The sequence below is a fragment of the Desertivirga xinjiangensis genome, from assembly GCF_024436435.1.
GTDB lineage: Bacteria > Bacteroidota > Bacteroidia > Sphingobacteriales > Sphingobacteriaceae > Desertivirga > Desertivirga xinjiangensis.
This window is the reverse complement of the sequence record NZ_JAFMZP010000004.1, coordinates 156,302-176,282: the sequence shown is the minus strand read 5'-3', so window position 1 is coordinate 176,282 and position 19,981 is coordinate 156,302. Positions and strand designations below refer to the sequence as shown.

12 protein-coding genes are annotated in these 19,981 nt (G+C 40.4%); all 12 read right to left on the bottom strand.

The genetic code is table 11. From position 1 onward, the window contains the following. The 12 genes from J3P37_RS12115 to J3P37_RS12060 all read right to left on the bottom strand — a co-directional run bounded on the left by J3P37_RS12115 (position 1) and on the right by J3P37_RS12060 (position 19,935). Positions 1-1,218 (bottom strand): alginate lyase family protein, encoded by a 1,218-nt coding sequence (locus J3P37_RS12115; protein ID WP_256011447.1) that lies wholly within the window; start codon positions 1,216-1,218, stop codon positions 1-3. Positions 1,219-1,247: 29 nt separating this feature from the next. Continuing rightward, positions 1,248-2,627, bottom strand: a complete 1,380-nt coding sequence (locus J3P37_RS12110; RefSeq protein WP_256011445.1) for an SGNH/GDSL hydrolase family protein — start codon at positions 2,625-2,627, stop codon at positions 1,248-1,250. Positions 2,628-2,637: 10 nt separating this feature from the next. Continuing rightward, positions 2,638-4,563 (bottom strand): T9SS type A sorting domain-containing protein, encoded by a 1,926-nt coding sequence (locus J3P37_RS12105; RefSeq protein WP_256011443.1) that lies wholly within the window; start codon positions 4,561-4,563, stop codon positions 2,638-2,640. Positions 4,564-4,588: 25 nt separating this feature from the next. Beyond that, complete coding sequence (locus J3P37_RS12100; protein WP_256011442.1) at positions 4,589-5,974, bottom strand: alpha-L-fucosidase; 1,386 nt, start codon at positions 5,972-5,974, stop codon at positions 4,589-4,591. 3 nt (positions 5,975-5,977) lie between these two features. Continuing rightward, positions 5,978-6,889, bottom strand: coding sequence for a DUF5017 domain-containing protein (locus tag J3P37_RS12095; RefSeq protein ID WP_256011441.1), 912 nt, complete (start codon positions 6,887-6,889; stop codon positions 5,978-5,980). A gap of 10 nt (positions 6,890-6,899) precedes the next feature. Next, the gene (locus J3P37_RS12090) at positions 6,900-8,507 is read right to left on the bottom strand and encodes a RagB/SusD family nutrient uptake outer membrane protein (protein WP_256011439.1); all 1,608 of its coding nucleotides are present in this window, start codon (positions 8,505-8,507) and stop codon (positions 6,900-6,902) included. Between the two features lie 10 nt (positions 8,508-8,517). Next, complete coding sequence (locus J3P37_RS12085) at positions 8,518-11,691, bottom strand: SusC/RagA family TonB-linked outer membrane protein (RefSeq protein WP_256011438.1); 3,174 nt, start codon at positions 11,689-11,691, stop codon at positions 8,518-8,520. Positions 11,692-11,758: 67 nt separating this feature from the next. Then, positions 11,759-12,112, bottom strand: coding sequence for a hypothetical protein (locus tag J3P37_RS12080; protein ID WP_256011435.1), 354 nt, complete (start codon positions 12,110-12,112; stop codon positions 11,759-11,761). A 109-nt stretch (positions 12,113-12,221) separates the two neighbouring features. Beyond that, positions 12,222-14,555, bottom strand: coding sequence for a glycoside hydrolase family 3 N-terminal domain-containing protein (locus J3P37_RS12075; protein WP_256011434.1), 2,334 nt, complete (start codon positions 14,553-14,555; stop codon positions 12,222-12,224). 115 nt (positions 14,556-14,670) lie between these two features. After that, complete coding sequence (locus J3P37_RS12070) at positions 14,671-14,907, bottom strand: hypothetical protein (protein WP_256011433.1); 237 nt, start codon at positions 14,905-14,907, stop codon at positions 14,671-14,673. Positions 14,908-14,990: 83 nt separating this feature from the next. Next, a complete protein-coding gene (locus J3P37_RS12065) occupies positions 14,991-15,536 on the bottom strand; it encodes a sigma-70 family RNA polymerase sigma factor (RefSeq protein ID WP_256011432.1) in 546 nt (181 codons plus the stop codon). A gap of 355 nt (positions 15,537-15,891) precedes the next feature. Beyond that, a complete protein-coding gene (locus tag J3P37_RS12060) occupies positions 15,892-19,935 on the bottom strand; it encodes a hybrid sensor histidine kinase/response regulator transcription factor (RefSeq protein ID WP_256011429.1) in 4,044 nt (1,347 codons plus the stop codon). Positions 19,936-19,981 lie beyond the last annotated feature (46 nt).

Below are 19,981 nucleotides of genomic sequence, written 5' to 3'. Positions count from 1 at the left end.
TCATTTAAATATATAGAGCTGGCCAATGTCGTTAGGCTTCATAGCCGCATTTAGCAGATCAACCGCCTTCTTGCTTTCAGGCAGGTCATACCTTGCTGCGGCCTGTTTGATCATAATTATTTGGTCCCGTGCGTTACCTGAAACTACTCCTCCACTGGTCCAGGACTTTTCCCGCGTTATGTAAGGAATGATGTATTTATAAGGGAGCATCAAACTTTTCTTATCAGGCGTTTGATATGCCCATAAATCATATCCGAACTTCTGCAATCCGTTTGCCAGCACGTTAAAAGCCTTAAGGCCATAAATAAAATAGTGAAAACCTTCAACCCGTTTAATCTCAAGCGGCAATTCGCCTCGGGGCATTACCTGCGAGCTGAGTTTGTTTTTGGCCTGTTGAAACTCCTCATTCATTCCATCTTTCTCTCCAATAAACAAATTGTAGGCTACGATTTGGGCAGCGTACCATGTGCCGTGATTGTTTTTAGCGGCCTTTTCTATTTTTCCAAAATCGCTCGTTTCGAGCCAGGTTTTATATTCGGCAAACCATTTTCTTAAATTTTTATCGGAATCTGCATCCCACGATTTAGACAAGCGGAGCAACTGCACATGATCGGTCATCTCAACCAGCATTACTGTAAAGATAATCCCTGTCGGCAAACCATCATTTACACCTGGCAATGCAGCAGCACACTTCATATTGGGATTCATCCGCGTTTCAGGATCAATAAACCAGTTTTTTAGCAGCTCGCCAGCTTTTACGGCATATCTTTCATCGCCTGAATAAAACCAGGCCAGCGTGAGGATGTTGACATTTTTCACGGTCGTTTCAAAACGTGTAAGATCATACCTGTCACCAAACGCCTCCTCATTATACTTGCCGTCGCCACGAATATAAGGCATGCCATCGGGCGTGTTAGGGTTACGCCAGGAGAACTTGCCGATCGAATAAAAATCATGGACATCACCGGTAGGTGGTCGGTCGCCATCGGTTACTTTTTCCGGCTGTGTCTCCAGCAGCTGTGCAGCATACTTCAGCAACTGATTATATGCTGGCAAATAATCAGTCTTGCCAGCTTTTATGCTTTTCCGGATAGCCGACAAATCGTCGTAACTAAAAGCGATACAGCTTGGTTCGTTCTTTTTTGCCCATGCCAAACAAACTCCGGATAATATCGTGCAGCAGGCTGTCGCGATCAGCCATAAAAAAATCCTATTCATAATTGGGCAATTTAGACTTAACTTGTTGATTAACTCTTTTTAACCAATTTAAAGACATGAGGGACAGGCTTATTTACCTGGTAGATCTCATTTCTTATACTCTCCATCTGCTTTTCTGTCCGTTCTTCCCTCGGCTTATTCAAAAGATATTTTTGAAACTGGGTCTTATAATAACTATAGTGCCCGCTGTTTTCATATTTCTTTAACCGGTCATCGAGAAACTGCTTAATTTGGGCTGTATCTGTTCTTATTTTCAAGTCTTCCAGATGTCCTATCTCGACAAATTTCAAGCTTCTTAACAAACTTTCATGTTTTCTGAGGTTCATACAGAGATTCATGACTTTTAAAGCTTGCTGATATTGCGGTGTAGCTTTAAGTAAAGATAAATTGATACCTTTCTCTAATTCCTCAGAAGAATAGCTTGCGACCAGCCGACCATCTATCTGCAAATCATAATTACCCGCTTTAACATCGCTAACCTGTAGTATTTGCTGGTTTAAATCTTCAGTAAAGGGAATCCAACCCAATGCTTCCATGGCTTCGGGCCTTACAGGAAAAGGAAGGCTGTTTTCTAAACATCTGAACGATATGCCATCAGGTTCTGTTTTGAGGTTATTTATTTCACAGTTGAGACTTCTCTCGTTGCTTTGGTATAGGTTTTTCTCAATAATGATCTTAGAAACATACCTGGATGAACCTGTGGATTTTAAGAACTGATAGGCCATCAGCAAATGTCCGGGAGAGGCAGGATGTATTCTATCTGGACCAATGATAGTCGCCGCAGGATTATCTTGCTGCAACTGAGAATTCACCTGGTTCATAATGGTCCGGTAATCAACCAGTTTTGTATTGTATTTATCAGAAAGTTTTTGAACCTGATCTGCACATTTTCCAAGCGCATCATTCACTCCAAAGTCATTAGCCGCTTTTAACACCGCAGTCTGATCGTAGATTGTCGGCTTTTGTAAAATCACCTTACTTTTTGAACCAAGGATTTTTACAATATCTTCAGTGTTGTTCCTGTAGGTATTTAATACTTTCGTTCGTTCATTCTCTATACCTGTTTTTTTCGATGCCTCTGTAGTATACAAATTTCGTCTTACATCATTCATTCCAACCATTAATACGGTCCAGTTGGGTTGGTGAATAAGTATATCCTTATCCATGCGCTTTAAAACCCCTGCGGCAACATCTCCGGAAATACCACAGTTAATAAATTGTAGTTGTTCCTGTGGATAGCGGGTAGCATAGTACAAGTAAATAAAATTGTAGAACTCTCCACTATTGGTTATGCTATTACCTATAAAACATACTTTATCCCCGTTTTTAAATAATGGTGTTTTAGCTTTCTGCGCTGTTGCACACCAGGAAGACAGTACTAAGTAAATAAGAAACCCTAATCTCATCATAACGGGACTGTTAATTGATCAACACCTTTGCAACCTTTGCGTATCCCGCTCCGGATATCTTTATCAGGTATTGACCTTTTCTCAAATGATCAACATTTATCTGACAGCCGTTTTCAATATTTACGTTGACTTCTTTATGCGCGATACTACCGTTCATGTCAAACATGGCGATGTCAGCTAATTTAAGGGGGCTGTTGGTTAATGATATACTAACCTTATCTGTTACAGGATTAGGATAAACAGTTAGTTCTACCTTACTTTCTAAAGAGTAACGGATAGATTCCAAACCAAGATCAGTTGTTCTCCCATCGAAGTCTACTTGCATTAAACGGTAATAAGCAATTCCACTCAATGGCTTTTTATCATAAAATATATACTCAGAGTTGCCGATATAATTTCCCTTCCCTTCAATGGTTTGCAGAGTAGTAAATGATCTACCATCAGAAGAACGCTCAATTATAAAATGCCGGTTGTTAGTTTCGGAACCAGTAGTCCAGCTTATTTTAATACCTTCTGTTTCTCTTTTGAGATTATAAGATGTTAAAACAACCGGAAGAACACCGGTGTGCGTCAAAGCAAAAAAGCCAAAGTCAGTATAAGTTCCAATTGCCGAAGAAACGCTGTTCCCTGTGGTAGAACCTGAACCTAGAATATTATATGATCCGTTTGAAGAGGCAGACTTTGATAGAAGATCAGGAACTATCGATTTAATTTTATCATCATCATTATAATCGATACTGATACCGGTATAAGTTACACCGCCACTTAGCAACTCTCCTACCCAGCGGCGCGTATTGGCGATAGTTGTACCTGAGGCAGGAGTGCCGCCATTCGCATCTTCAATATGAAATTTGACTAAAGCCGATGAGGAACCATCAGATTTTAATCCGGTTAACACAACTTTCCTGTTCTTCCCATTACTTCCAATAGGTATATTTCTAATCTGGGCGGTAGTCAATGCAGTAACAATAATTGCCCCATCTACATAGCTGGATGCGGTACCTTGACTTATTAATGTAGCTCCTACGGTGGTATTGGTAACTGTGATTGCCTTTTCTTTTGGAACAGTTACTATACCCGCGGTAAGCACCAGGGCGATACTTGACGAGGTAAGTCTCAGGTCATTAGTTAAAAGCAGACCTCCGGGATTTTCAAGTGTAAGCCTTGCTATAGAATTACTGGCAGGTATCTCATACCCTGCAACTATTTGTGCATTTTCTGCATCCTCGTTAGCAGTATATTGAATAAAGAGAGCAACGTTAGATCCTGGTATAAATGCGCTTTCCAGACTACTTAACTGCGACCGGATAACAATCATTTGTGGTGCAGGTGGGCCGTTGCCAACATTGGAGTTATTTAATGTTAAGTTATTTCCGTTATTAAACACACCGCTTGTTAAGTACAGGCGGTTAGATATATTGATCGGAGAACTTAAATTTACGCCGAACTGATTATCGATAGTCAGCATCCTTATTACCCCAAAATTCCCAGTGCCTGAAATCGAACTCGCAGTTTTGCTGAGAGGCTCCCCCATAATCAGGTTAGCACTAGCCTGTGAAAAATCAACAGTGCCATTGTTAATAAAATTTCCGCGCACAGTCAGGGGTTTTCCTGTTGCAGGACTAGTGGTAACATAAGCATTTATATTACCTGCAGCTGCAACTGTCACATCCCCGTAAATCGTTAAAAATCCGGACGAACTTCCAAAAGCTAATGTCCCCTCGACCTGGAGGGTCTTCCCTGAAGAAGCTGCTTGTAACGAAACGGTATGTCCCGCTGCGATAATTACATCGTCCGAGCTGGCAGGCACGGCAGCGCCACCCCATGTAGCGGCATTATTCCAGGGGCCACTTTGTACAGATGTTCTGGTCTCCGCTATGGCATTGAAAGTAAAGAATAGCAGTATAAAAAGTAAAACGGGGTAATTCTGTTTCATCGTTTTTGGTTTAAAATGGTTATTCCTATTTTAAGATTATTTCGATTACCGGTATGGCACCTTCCGGTTTCTGAACAGGAAGCTCAAGCATGATATCATTATCTCCAGTGGTTTCGGTTGTGTGACTACCCGGAGCAATATTCTCCCTGAATTTTATTTCTGATCCATCACTTAATAACTGAACATATTTAACCAGGCCTTTATATCCCTTGAGGTGAAGCGATTTAAATGGCCATTCCAGAACATGCACATAAAGTCTTCTGGTTGAGGGATTATAGGTTAAGAAACAATTATCAGGTTTCTTAAATTCTGGTGGAGCCTCAGTACAGCCATAAATGGAGCGACTGTTGTATTTCATCCAATGGCCTATTGCAGCTAATCTTTCATTTGCTCTGCTATCAAACTCTCCCCTGGCTGTCGGCCCTACATTCAATAAAAGGTTGCCTCCCTTACTTACTACTTCAGAAAGCATAGCGGTTAATTGCTGAGGGCTTTTCCAGGTATATTCATCACGATTATAACCCCATGATCCCGAGAATGTCTGGCATGTTTCCCATGGCACTTTTACACCGTCTACCTTAGGCCATTCCTGAGGCATAAACTGCTCGGGAGTTTTATAGTCCCAGCCCCAGCTGGTATGGTATAAATCGAGTCGGTCATCTACAATAATTTGCGGCTGTAACTTTCTGACCAGTCTCAATAAACCTTCAGAATCCCAGTCAGCATGACCTTTCCCGTTCTCGCCGGGGTAAGAGTAATCTAAAAACAACTGATCTATTTGTCCAAACTGCGTTAATAGCTCAGTAAGCTGGTTGCGCATATAAGTTCTGTATTTTGACATATCACGCTTATCTGAACGTGCGTCCTTATTGTCTCTCAATGGATGCGCCCTGTCAATGGTAAACTCCGGATGATGCCAGTCTATCAGGGAATAATAAAAACCTATTCGTATTCCCTCCGCTCTGAAAGCATCTACCAGGGGTTTTAACAGATCTCTTTTAGCAGCCGTATTAGTGGCTTTAAAATCAGAATATTTAGTATCCCACAAACAAAAACCTTCATGATGTTTGGCCGTAATCACCACATACTTCATTCCGGCATTTTTTGCCTTTTGCGCCCAGTCTTTTGGATTATATAGGTCGGGATTAAAAGCTTCAAAATATTTCTGATAACCTTCGACGGGTATTTTTTCACGGCTTTGGACCCATTCATGTCTTGCCGGAACCGAATACAGTCCCCAATGTATAAACATACCAAACCGGGCTTCTCTCCACCATTCCATCCTTTTCCACTTTTGTTCGGGGCTTTCCTTTGCCCATGCAGGAACTGTTTGCGATTGTTGTGTGGATGTCTGTGCAAAAGCAGAAATACTTAATACTAAAAGCAAATTCAGAATGAGCTTTAATTTCATAAGCTATTTTGGATTTATGGTGATGGTAAACTCCTTAATTACTTCTTCGCGCGAATCTATATTCTGGTTAAAAGCAACAAATACACCTTTATATGTACCTGCCTTTGTGTATACATACTTATAGCTGTCTAAATTACCAGAGAGCAGATGTTTAACCGGAATACTCTGATCAGGCTTAGTTTTTCGCAGATCTATCGGCTTCGAGATAGCCCAGTCATCATTGTCATCCTTTGTCTTGATTCCGCTTGCAGGAACAGTTGTACCATCAATGGATATCAATCCGGTTGCAGGCAAGCTCCATACTGTAGTGTTGTTTTTAAAATCCAGCTGCGACCAGCCAATTTCAGCTGTAGAAACTACAGGTATTATACTCCCATCGGTTACTTTGTTATCGATCTTAAAAGACCTTATGGTCCATTTAGGTTGCCTTAAAGTGGCATGAAAGTATCCGAGATATTGAAATGCAAGATAGAGTGGTTTATTTTCGGGATTCAAGAACTCAGTTAAGTCTATTTCTCCCGATGGGCGTTCGGTTGCTGCTGTTGCATAAGAAGCATTCAGCTCCTTCCATGTAGCTGCTTTGACATCACTTTCAGTGTATTTACCATTAAAATCAACCGATGCCCATAGTTTAATGGTATTTACCTGCCCTGCATAATTTAAAAGAGTCGAAAAATTAAGAACGGGGGTTCCATCCAACTGGATCCTGTCTTTATAAGCATAATTAAAGCCGGACGATCCGGGATAAAAACTAAAGTTTTCTGCGTTTCCTGTTATATTGAAAACTACAGTATCTCCCTCCTTATATGTCTTGCTCTTATCAAAAGATACTTCAAACACGGGACTTCCTACTTCGTTTTTTGTACAAGCACTTAATGTAAAGACACCAATACATAACATTACTAAATACCTCATATTTTTCAAATTACCAACCTACATTTTGAACAAGTGCTTTATTTAACGACATTTCCCTGCTCGGGATGGGCAGCAGCCAGTGCCTCTGAGCCAGATTTTTTGCGGGTATGGCTCCAATAGATGTACCTCCATTCCGATCAGAATATGAAGCGAATTCCTTCATGGTATCATAAAACATACCCCACCTGATTAAGTCAGGTTTTCTTAAACCCTCGAAACAAAGTTCTTTAAACCGTTCGTTTCGGATCGTTTCAGCAAAAGCTTCTTTATTGGCAACTTCTGCCGGCTTTAAAGTGGCTTCTGATGGATCTGTATAAGCCCTGCGCCTCACCTCTTCCACTGCTTCTGTAGCTACAGACGTAAATTCTCCATTGGTCATTTCGTTTTCAGCCTCTGCGATCATCAACAAAACATCAGAGTAACGGAGCACCGGGAAGTTTATGGGAGAAAAATTCTTGTCCTTAGGAAATACGACTTCATACTCCCGGCGAAATTTACCTGCTGGAAAAACCCAAACGTTTGTTTGAGTTACCTTCACCCCATCTGAATATGTAAAGTTCGGACAATTCCAGGTACGCCGGGTGTCTATCAAAATGCCATTTTTTACCGCATAGGCATCATACAGATTTTTAGAAACTCTCACATATGCAGCACTATAACCAATCGTATTATTAGTAGTTACGTTATTAAGTATACCTATCAGAGAGCCTAAAGCCTGCCCGCCCTCATTATAACCACCCGTATTATTCCCATAGAACTCTACTTCCCAAATACTTTCCTGCGTATCATATCTGTCTGATGCTAACCTTATAAATACATCACTATAATCAGGGTTTAACCTGTGTCGGCCAGAACTCTTTACTTTAAGGGCCCATTCATATGCCAACTGATACTTTGAAACATCCCGTACAGGATAGCCTGCCATAGTAAGACAAACCCGCGCAAGTATACCTTGAACTGCCGATTTTGTAACCCGTCCGGCATACATTAGGCCACCATCTGCAGAGCCAGCCAGGTCATATTTTACCACATCCTGAACTAAGGCTTCAGCCTTTGTCATATCGGCAATAATTTGCTCGTATACCACTTTCGATGGTGTTCGTGGGATATCTGTATTTACAATACTACTCGTAGGCGTTAATTTTAATGGAACATCGCCAAAACTACTCACCAGCAGAAAATAATAGTATGCCCTTAAAAATAAAGCCTCGCCTTCTATATACCCTCTTCTGGTATCATCCATTGCTGGCTTTTTTATGTTTGCCAGCAGAAGGTTCGCCCGCTCTATGCCTTCATACAATGCCTGCCAGAAATTCGTTAACCGCGGATTGGCCGGATCATATGAATATTCGGCAATTGGTTCATTTGTCAACGAAAGCCGGGAGGTGGATTCATCTGTACCAAATGTGAGCCAGAAGGACTGATTGCTTCCATAAATATCCAATGAGGATAATTTATCATAAACGCCGGTTAAGGCAATTTGCAGCTCAGCCTCATTATTGTAATATTGCTCTTTTGAAATCAGGTCCGTGGGCTCTGGATTCAATATTTTTTCACAGGATGAACTAACAAGTACAAGAGCAACCAATAGTGAATATATTATCTTTCTATTTTGCATAACTTAAAAATTATAGTGAAGCACTTAAACCGAATGTGAAGACTCGAGATCTCGGATAGGCTGAATAATCAAAGCCGGGACTGAGGGGCGAATTTCTAACGGATACTTCTGGATCTAAACCCGAATAATTTGTCCATGTAAGAAGGTTTTGCCCGGAGACATAAACTCTCAGATTTTTCATTTTTACACTTCTTACCAGGCGATCAGGAATACGGTAACCTAATGCAAGCGTCTTTAGTCTCAGGAAGGAGCCGTCTTCAAGTAACCTTGACGAATAAGCAAGAGGACCTCTACCGGTTGAGCTGTATAATGTATTACTCGGATTGTCTGGGGTCCAGCGATCTTCATAAGAGGCAAACTGATTTACATAGGGCGACCCCACCTCATTTCCTTCCAAAAAGATCCTGTTCGCATTCAAAATTTTGTTACCATAAGACCATTGAAAGAATATATTCAGATCAAAATTTTTAAAAGCCAAATTATTATTGAATCCACAGGTATGAATTGGTAATGCCCTCCCTATAGCCGTATAATCTGAAGCGTTGACTTTCCGATCACCGTTGATATCCCTGTATTTTATATCACCAGGTTTAACTGCCCCTCTGGCTTCGCCGTTGTCGGTAATATTATCTTTAAGCGAATATGTTCCATTGGGCAGTAAATCGAAATCTTTATACTGATAAACACCATCCCAGATTAAACCATAAAATTGAGCCACAGGCTGGCCGACAATTGCTATGTAGGGGTACAAATTGTTATATCCAGGTCTAAGCAGAGTTGTTTTCGTGAGAGTTTGCTGATTTTCTGCAAGTTCGATAACTTTATTGCGGTTAAAACTTATATTAAAACTGGTGCTCCACGAGAAATTTTCTTTTTTAATATTAGCTGTATTTAAACTCAGCTCCAGGCCTTCGTTTTTTATGGAACCGACATTTCTAAAGACACTGGCTAAGCCCGTTGTAAAAGGAACATCTGCGTTCAGCAAAAGATCTTTAGTCTTTTTCTGATATACTTCAGCCGTAAATTCTACCCTTCCCCTGAAGAGGTTAAGATCATAGCCTAAATTAGTCTGATAGGTTGTTTCCCATCTTAAATCAGTATTTCCGAATTGTGAAACATCTAAACCAGGAAGTGGCTCCAGGTTATTAAATGAATAATAAGAATTATTGGTTTCAAATAAAGATAAGTAGGGAAAATCAGCTATCCTGTTATTTCCCGTTGCGCCATAACTTAAACGTAATTTTGCATCGGTGATAAAATCAAACTTTTTCATAAAGTTTTCGCTGCTCATCCTCCAGGCTACGGAGCCCGATGGAAAATAGCCCCAGCGGTTATCACCTATAAATTTAGAAGAACCATCTGCTCTTAGCGATGCAGTGAACAGATACTTCGATTTGTAACTATAGTTTGCCCTGCCCAAATAAGAAACCAATCCCCATCGTGATGTAGCGGAGTACGGTACAATGCTTCGTGAATTATCCAGTCCATCGATCCCCAGAGATTCTGTCACCAGATCTCTTGCAGAGAATCCATTTCTACTGAATTTATCTCCCTGTAACGTGAAACCTCCCAGAACTTCTAAACGATGTATCTTTTCAAATGTCTTTTTGTAGGTAATCGTATTTTCATTAAGCCAGTTAGTTGTCTGATTATTATATATTGAACCGTTTGGCACGCTCCAGTAGCCAGAGGAAGTAAACCTGTTGAAGAAATTTTCTTCTTTTCTTGAGCCAATGTTTACGCCTCCTCTTATTCGGATCTTAATATCCGGGCTGAGGTCATAATCTGCATATCCATTCAGATTGAGACTATTATTAGTTTGTCTTCGCAACTCATTTTTAGCATTAAGAATAGGGTTTACCCTGTAATCTGAATAGGTAGTTCCCTCAGAATCTGGGTTGATGAGATCACTTAACAGATTCTCATCATTAATAGGAACGGGCCGGTAAGCCCAGACTCCATACAGCGCACTAGCTGTGGATCCTCTCTCCTCAGCCGCTCCTATCAAACTACCAAACGAAGAGGAATTACTTAAATTGATAGTTGTAAATACTTTAAGCTTTTTGCTTACGGTCTGGTCAAGTGTCAATCGCCCCTGGTTTCTTTCGAAGCCTGAGTTAACAAAAATTCCATCCTGCCGGAAAATATTCCCGGAAACGGAATACTTAGTGGTCTTAGTTCCTCCCCTTAAAGCAATATCATGATTTTGAATAGGAGCTGTGCGGAATGCATGATCCTGGAAATCTACCCCTTCTACGTCTCTGTATGACTCTAAAGTTTTGCCATTGCTTAAATAAGCTATCTCTGCCACTTGAGGGTTTAATTCATGGAAATATTTAACAAACTCATAAGGACTCATCAGGTCCATCGTTTTTGATATCTTCTGTGCCCCATAATAGCCGCTATAGCTGACCTCGGGAATGCCTTCCACCCCTTTTTTGGTAGTAATTATAATTACCCCGTTGGCTCCCCTTGCGCCATAAATCGCCGTAGCTGAGGCGTCCTTCAACACGTCAATGCTTTCGATGTCAGCCGGACTGATCATATTGTAGTCTGGATTTTCTAAAGGAAAACCATCAACCACATATAAGGGTGTATTATCCTGGGTAACAGAATTCCCTCCCCGTATAATAATATTATTAAGCGATCCAGGCTGCCCATCGTTCCCCGAAACCTGCACACCTGCAACCCTACCAGCCAGGGCTTCATCAAAAGACTTAACAGGGGCCTTTTGCATGTCTTTCACGTTAACTTGTGATACGGCCCCGGTTACGTCTTTTCTTGTTTGGGTACCATAACCAATTACTACAACTTCATCTAGTCCTGTCTTCTGTTCGGTCAGTTTAACGTTCAGCACATTCTGGGTCACCGGCACTTCCCTGGTTGCAAAACCCAGATAGGAAAATACCAGAACAACAGATCTGTCTTTGACGGTTATAGAATAGTTACCTTGAACATCTGTAGTTGTACCTGTATTAACGCCTTTTACTTTAACTGTTACACCAATTAAAGGTTCGCCTTTTTGATCTGTTACCTTCCCGGTAACTTTCAGGTTTTGCGCCGGAACCTCTTTTAAATACGTAGCTGATACTGTACCCGGAACTTTAGCCGAAGTCTGCGTTGTTGTGATTACCGTAATAATTACCAACAACACATTTATTTTCCTGAATAAAAAACTGCACATAATTTGGGTTTATCTGGTATACTATTCAGAGGGGATTTCCCGCTCCTGAATGAGATTAAAAAAAGTACTAATATCCTGCTGCGGCATTTGCCGCCTGAATTCTTTTTATTATAGCCTTAGTTTTTACCAGTTGTTCAGGCGTAAGGACACTATACTGTTTATCTCTTCTTTCTTTAACCAAAGCATTCATTTTCTCCTTTTTTTGTTCCGCGGTCAAGCTGGCATCTTTTCGTAGGGCAGAAGAAGCCAGATTAGTTTCCTTCTGGATTTCTTCAAATCTTTGAATCTGCTCCTGCGTAAAACCTACTTCCTCCATCGTTGACTGATCCCATTTAAATAAAATTCTGGCTGGCTTATCCTGCGCCATAACAAAAGAAATACTTAATAAAAAAAATGCGGCTAATAAGCTTAATCGTTTCATAATTCCGGTTATATGTTAGTAATTTGATTGTACAGATCGTGGTTCGGTTTATAGACCTATTTTTAAGAAAAAGGGGTGAAGAATATTTATTATTAAGGATTAAATTGGTTTAATTTACTTGCAATATGGCCGTTTGGGGTGAAGACGAGTGAGTTCCTACAGTAAATCTAAAATCACCTTTTTCCAATTCGAGATTTAACTTTTCATTCAGATACATCAATTGCTCCGGCTTAATCAAAAATTTCAGGACTTTACTTTCTCCCGTCTTAAGGTGTATCCTTTTGAAATCTGTGAGCTGCCTCAAAGGAGTAGTTACCCTGCTTACGATATCATTCATAAATAACATGGCCACCTCTTCTCCCTCCATTTTCCCCTGGTTTGTTATCCTGACAGAAATCTCGAAGCTTTCCCCTTTTTTTATGCTTGCAGGCACCTTGAGATCTGAATATACAAACTGGGTATAGCTCAGCCCATAGCCAAAATCGTACAATGGAGTGACGCCATTTGAAATTTCGTCCATAGCATACCGGCCTCTGAGTGTCGAATATTTGGAAGGACGCTGATTATACCATGAATTAAGATACCCTGTCCCGCGAGGAACTGAATAAGGCATTTTAGCGCTTGGATTTACCTTACCGTAAATTATTTCAGCAATTGCCTGGCCTCCAGCCATGCCGGGATAAAAAGCATTAATGATAGCCGCAGCATTCTTCTCCACCGCATCATCTGCAATGGGACCTCCATTGATGTAAACTATTATAACCGGTTTTCCTGTCTCTGCAAGTTTATTCACCAGTGCTGCCTGATTGCCGGGCAAGACCAAAGTGTTCCGGTCAATATTTTCACCTTCAGTTTTTGTTCCAGGTGCAGATGAGCGGTTTGGATTCTGGCCTGCAACAATGACAATAACTTCACTGCTTGAACTTTTTTCAACTGCCTCCGCAATAATTTTATCTGTAATACTTTCCAACGAGCCACAATCAAAATACGTCAAGTTATTTTTTCCTGCGAGTGCCGTGAAGCCCTTCAGGACTGTTGTGGAATTCGAGTGCTCAAACGGAGCTACCCAGTCACCCAGGATTGCCTCATTATTTGCCAATGGACCGGTAAGGAATATTTGTGTCCCTGTCTTTATTGGTAAAATATTTTTATTGTTTTTCAATAAGGCAATTGATTTTCTAGCCGCTTCCAAAGCAAGGGCTTTATGTCCGGCATTGGCAATAATGGAAAGATCTTCTTTCTTCAGCTCAATAACTTTGTCAAAAAGGCCCAGCCTAAACTTGATATAAAGTATTCTTTTTACGGCGTCGTCGATTCTTGCCAGAGGAACTTCCCCACTTTTTACGCCTTCTAATACCGGTTCGTAAAAACCCGGACCCATCATATTCATATCCAATCCAGCCTTAACTGCCATCCTGTAGGCATCAGATTCATTAGCCGCTACATGATGCATAGACACCAGTCTTGGCACATCCATATAATCGCTTATGACAACTCCCGAAAAGCCCTGATGAGCCTTAATCCAATCATTAATCATGGTGCTGTCGCTGTGGCAAGGAATTCCGTTCACTTCATTATGGGCGAGCATAACAGAGGCAACGCCTGCTTCGAATGCCGCTTTAAATGGCGGATAAAACACCTCTCTAAGCGTTCTTTCAGAAACATCAGTCGGACTATTATTTCTACCGTCTGATGGCTGGCTTCCAGCTATAAAATGTTTTGCGCAAGTAGCCATACTATATTTATGAGACAATTCCTTTTGAAATCCCTTTATGGTTGCCACGCCAAGCCGGGAAACGAGTAACGGATCTTCTCCGAAAGTCTCACCTATCCTACCCCATCTCATGTCCCTTGCAACTTCGATATTCGGCCCCATTGTCCAGTTCTGCCCTAAAACAACACATTCTTTAGATGTAGCGTCTGCTACCTTATAAGATAGAGTCTCGTCAAAAGAAGCTCCCATATTAATGGTACTTGGGAAAACAGTGGCACCGATGGCCAGTGAGTTTCCATGAACAGCGTCAACTGCAACTAAAAATGGAATTTTTAACCGCGATTGATCCAGCCACTTATTAACCTGACTTACAGACTGCTGAATATTCCTGGGAGTTTCTCTCAAATTTGCATGAACGGAACCTATCAAACCTTTTTCAACCAATTTCTTTAGTTCTGCGGTCTGCTTTTTATTCCTGGTGACAAATTCATCAGGGCTGTTAGGATCGCCGACAAAAGAAGGAACCGGGTACTGTACCATTTGGCCAACTTTTTCCTCGATGGACATCTGCCGCATCAAATCCTGAATACGCTCATCCGGCGTTCTTGCAGGATTTTCAAACACATCCTGACGCCCATTTCCATTGCGATCAATATAATTGGAGGTTTGAGAGAAGCCTTTTGCCGAAACTAAAATAAAACTGATGTAAATAAAAGTATTGATCCTCATAAAAATTGTAATTGGTTTTCCTGCACACAGGCAGGTTAAAGGAGAGGCTGCCTAAATGTCTAAAAAACTTTCTTAATATAAGACCCGGTTTGGCCTGAAAAAAGGGTGAAATCCGTCATTTATGGCCTGTTGTTTTGGCTTTCATCTTTTCCCAGGCTTTGCCTTCGTCCAGAGAATGAAAAAAAGCACCTCCGCGGGCCGCATGCATATCGCAGATACTTTTCCATAAACACCTGATTTCTTCATCACTATCAATAGCCCTTTGCAGATCCAGATCGTCCTTCGGGTTGATATAACCAGTGATCTTTTCTACCAAGAGAGCATGCACAGGATGCTTTTTATTGTACTCCATTTGAAGGCAGACCCTTTTTTGATCAAAACGGGTGAATGGCTCCGCAAGAGATGGACACAAGCCAGAGGGATCTCTAGTAAAAGCTAGCTATTTGAAGATACAACCAGCCTTTTTCGCAACTCTTTTATGGCCAGCTTTAAATGTGTTTTTATTGAATTTATAGAAATACCCATCTCCAGCGCAGCTTCTTTATATCTTTTTTCCTGCATGTAAACAAGGGTAAAAGCTTGTAATCTTTGTCTTGGGAAGTCCGATAATACTACTTGAATCTGGTCTGTAGATATGTATTCATTCTTGTCATCAACTTCATCAAGATCAGTCTGCAAGGTGGAGACGTAGTTATCCATACGCTTTGAAGCGGTTTTTCGTTTATCCAATATCTTGAAACACTTATTGCGTACCGATACCTGGAGATATGCCTTCAAGGAACTCTGGATATTATTGTAAAGTTTGTTCTCCCATATTTCAGAGAAAAAAGCCAGCACTAAATCTTCTGATTCCATTTCATCTTCAAGAATATAAAATGCCTGCATTGTTAGTAGCTTATAATATTTCTTGAAAAGCAATTCATAGGACTCAACTGAGTCTGTTTTCAAACTATTTAAAATGATCTCATCACTATTATCCATCAGAGTTAGGGTTTAATAATGCTTACAAAATGATTGAGTTTTACTTTCAACACCATGAAATCCTCCAACAGACATTGCACACCTACTGAATGCTCAGGGAAAACCCGTGTAGGTTTCGATGTATATTTGAACCGGTTTTCAGAATTGGTTTGAGTGTAAAATTGAACCTTTTAAGCGAAAGGGAGGGGTGAAAATCTGCACTAAAGGGGAGGAAAATCCTCCTTTAAAGCCCTAAAAAGCAATATTCATAAATTCCAGGACGTACGCAGCCTGAACTTCTTGAACTTTCTGAGATTATTGAGATTTAACCCGAGGAGCGATAAAGACTTTTCCCGGATAAAGACTTATTAAGAACCTATTTGATTACTTTAAACTCACTGGGAGATTTACCGAAGCATTTCTTAAATTCTTTACTGAAATATTTATGGTCGTTGAACCCAACCAAAGTTGCCACTTCGTACACCGCGTATTCCTGCGATTCCAGGAGTTGTAAAGCTCTCTTTAAACGAATTGATTTAATAAAATCGTTAACCGACATTCCCGTCAATGCGTCAATCTTACGGTACAGGACATTACGGCTCATACCCATATCTACCGCTAGTTTATCCACGCTGAAATCGTTGTTGGTCATATTCAACTCTATACAGTTGACCAGCTTATTTAAAAAAGCGTCATCCTTAGAATCTATTACAACATTAGAAGGTTGGAGAGTATACTCCTGGCTAAACTTGCGTCGCATTAAATCGCGAGATGCCAGCAAATTGTTTATGCTAAGTTCTAATACCTGGATGCTAAATGGCTTGCTCAGATAAAGGTCTGCTCCCATCTGCAGGCCTTCAATCTGATGAATTGTATCTGATAGTGCAGTGAGTAAAATAAGCGGTATGTGGCTGGTACGGTCGTCCTCTTTTATCTTTTTGCTAAACTCAAGCCCATCCATTTCCGGCATCATCACATCACTTATTATCAGATCAGGGATGTTCCTGAATGCAGCGTCCAGTCCTTCCTGCCCGTTGGCGCACTGTGTTATATTGAAATTACCTGATAAATTTTCTGCGATGAATTTCCGTATCGCATCGTTGTCTTCAGCGATCAGTATATCAAACTTCTTACCATCAATACCAGGCATTGAATCGGTATCAGGCAGAGTGTCTGTCAGCTTAGGCGCTAAAGGAAGGTTTGAGATGCGATCGGGCAGCATCTCATTTGCTGAAAAATGAGCGCTCCCAGTTTTCATTAGTATGGTAAAACAGGTTAAACGTTCCTCCGTGTGCTCAGCCTGGCGGCTTGCAACAGAAATAGCACCATGATGCAACTCGATAATACTTTTTGACAATGCCAGACCGATACCAGAGCCCAAAGATTGCTGCCCGTAATCTTTTACCTGGTAATAATTGGTGAAGATCTTAGATAAACTATGCGACGGAATACCTATTCCGTTATCTGATATCTTAATCAAAACATCTGATTGGTCTGCAATTATCTCCAGTGTAATCTTTCCTCCCTGAGTGGTGAATTTAAATGCGTTTGAAAGAATATTATATAAAACTTTTTCAAGCTGCACATCGTCGAAATACAAATCAATATCTTGCTTTTCCGCTATAAATTTATAATCGATACTTCTTTTTTCTGCAAAGTCGTCAAAAGATAGAAAGATCTTCCTGGCAAAACTCACAATGTTATGCTTAGCCACATGTATCTCTAAGTTTCCTGTTTCTGTTTTACGGAAGTCGAGAAGCTCCCCTACTAATCTTAAAAGCCTGTCGACGTTAAATTTTGCTTGAGACAGCTTATTTTTAATTTTCGTATCAGCCTCGGCACTTTTAATAATAGATTCAATCGGTCCTAAAATAAGGGTTAAGGGAGTTCTCAACTCATGAGAAATGTTAGTAAAAAAGTCAAGTTTCATCTGGTGGATCTGTTCTTCACGTTTTAAGCGATCCCTTATAACGATAAATCTGACAATAATCAATGCTATTCCTGATGCGATAATGAAATAGAAAAGGTAGGCCCACCAACTCAACCATGGTGGAGGCGAAATGGAAATTCCCAATCTGATTGGTTCCGCAGTCCACTTCCCGTCGTTATTCGCCCCCTTAACCAACAAGGTATACTCTCCGGCAGGCACGTTAGTAAAGGTAGCAGAAGGCACATTTACATACGTCCAGCCTTTCTCATAACCTAATAATTGATAGGCATATTTGTTCTTCAACGGCCTTACGTAATTCAACAATGCAAAATCGACAGTAAATACATTCTGTCGATAACTAAAAGCGACTGAAGGTAATGGTTTAGTCAGCTGGCTTATATACTTATTTGCTGAATTTAGTTCGTTCGCAACATGTATATCAAGAAAATGAAGGTCTGCCACTTCATCGTTAGCGGATATATTTGAGGGATTAAACTGAACTAATCCATTATATCCGCCAAAAAAGAAATTACCCTGATGATCTTTCAAAAAAGAATTCAAATTAAATACAATTCCTGGCAAACCATCCTGGATATTGTAGTTTCTGGTGGTATATTTTTCCGAATCAAACCTGCATAAACCTTTATCTGTGCTTAGCCACAGATAACCGTAATCATCTGCCAGAAGGCCATTGATAGTATTACTTGGCAATCCATCTTTTACAGTGAAATTTGTAACCTTCCGGTTAGCCCGATCAAATAAGCTTAGGCCACCGCTGGCTGTACCAACCCAAATACGTTGCTTACGATCCTGGCTAATCACGTTTATATTATCGGAACCGAGTGTGCCCTGACCGGGGGGGCGACTTTCGTATTTTTCAATTTCGCCAGTTTTGCCATTCAGCAAAAAGAGGCCGGCATCCGTACCAAACCAAATATTGGCAGATACATCTTTAAAGATGTATTTAATAACCTTATTTTTGAATCTGCCACCAGTTATAGAGTCAGCCGACACTACGGTTTCAGTTGAGTAGTCAAACAAGTAAATGCCGCCATCACGGACTCCGACCCAATAGGTATTATTTTTATATTCACAAATGGCATTAATGAAAGCAGGCTGATTAATCTTATTTTTAAAAGTTTTGAAGCTTTTAGTTTGCTGGTTGTATAACTGCAGGTAATGACTTCCGACCCAGATGTTTCCTTTACTGTCTTTGTAGATCAGCTTGACTATATCCGAACTCAGACTGTTGGCATCGCCGTCTCTACTCTTATATGACAGAAATTTTCCAGTGGTTCTGTCATAATAATTTAATCCGGCTTCCTGAGTGCCTACCAGCAGATTGTGGTTATCGTCCTCTGCAATTCCACTTATTATATTGCTTTCCAAAGCATTTGCATCATTCCTTTTCTGATAGGCAATAAAGTTAGGAGGGTACTTAAGGATATAATTTACGCCGCCGTAAAATGTCCCAATCCATATAGTACCCGCTTTATCTTCATAGATATCATACACTGAATTTTGATTTAAGCTTTTTGAATCACCTGGATCGTTTACAAACGATTTTAAAGTGCCACTTGTCTGATTATAAACCAAAATACCATTTGAAGTTCCCAACCAGATCTTACCCGTTTTGCTTATCATTATTTTACGAACACTTTTGGAAACAACAGGGTGCTTATTCCTTTTTGATACCAACGTAATGCTTGAGGAATCTACATATTGAAGGCCCCCGTCTGTACCAACCCATAAATTATGTTTTTCATCCTGGGTTATTGTTCGAATATAATTGTATTTCGGATCAGTCGAATTGCGGTAAATATCAACTTTCCCTTTGGTATTCATTTTGAATAAACCGTTATCTGTGCCGATCCAGATGTTTGCCTTATGATCTTCTTTAATGGTTAGAACCTCTTTCCATGATTGCTTGTGCCTGTAAGTTGAAAAGGATAAAAGTCTAATGTTATCACTTGTAACGCCTTTGAAATAAAGGCCGCGATTCGTACCTATCCAAAGATTACCCTTCCGGTCTTCGTAAATTTGAGAGATATTACACTTGACCTGATCTTGTTCCTGAAGCAACCGGGTAAACGTCTCCAGATTTCGATTATATTTATTTAGCCCATTTGCAGTACCTATCCACAAATTACCTTTAGAGTCCGACAGCAAGCAGGTAACCAGATTTCCGGATAATGAACTTTTATCTCCGGTAATATTCTTATAAACTTTTATATTTCGTGAATCATAGCGGTTTAATCCATCCCGACTGGCAAACCAGATAAATCCTTTTGAATCTTGTGTAATAGCATACACGGTACTTTGAGATAAGCCGTTTTCTACTGTAATATGGTTAAATTCAGGATTACTTTGTGAGAATAACTGATGAGCAGAAAATATACACAGAAAGAAAAAGAAGGCCAGTATCGCAGTTGGCTTCTCTCTCTTAATATACACGAATTCTTTGGCCTCCGGAAAATTAACAGTATTCAATTACGTGTAAACAATGGTTCACATCAAAAATATAAAAATAATAATC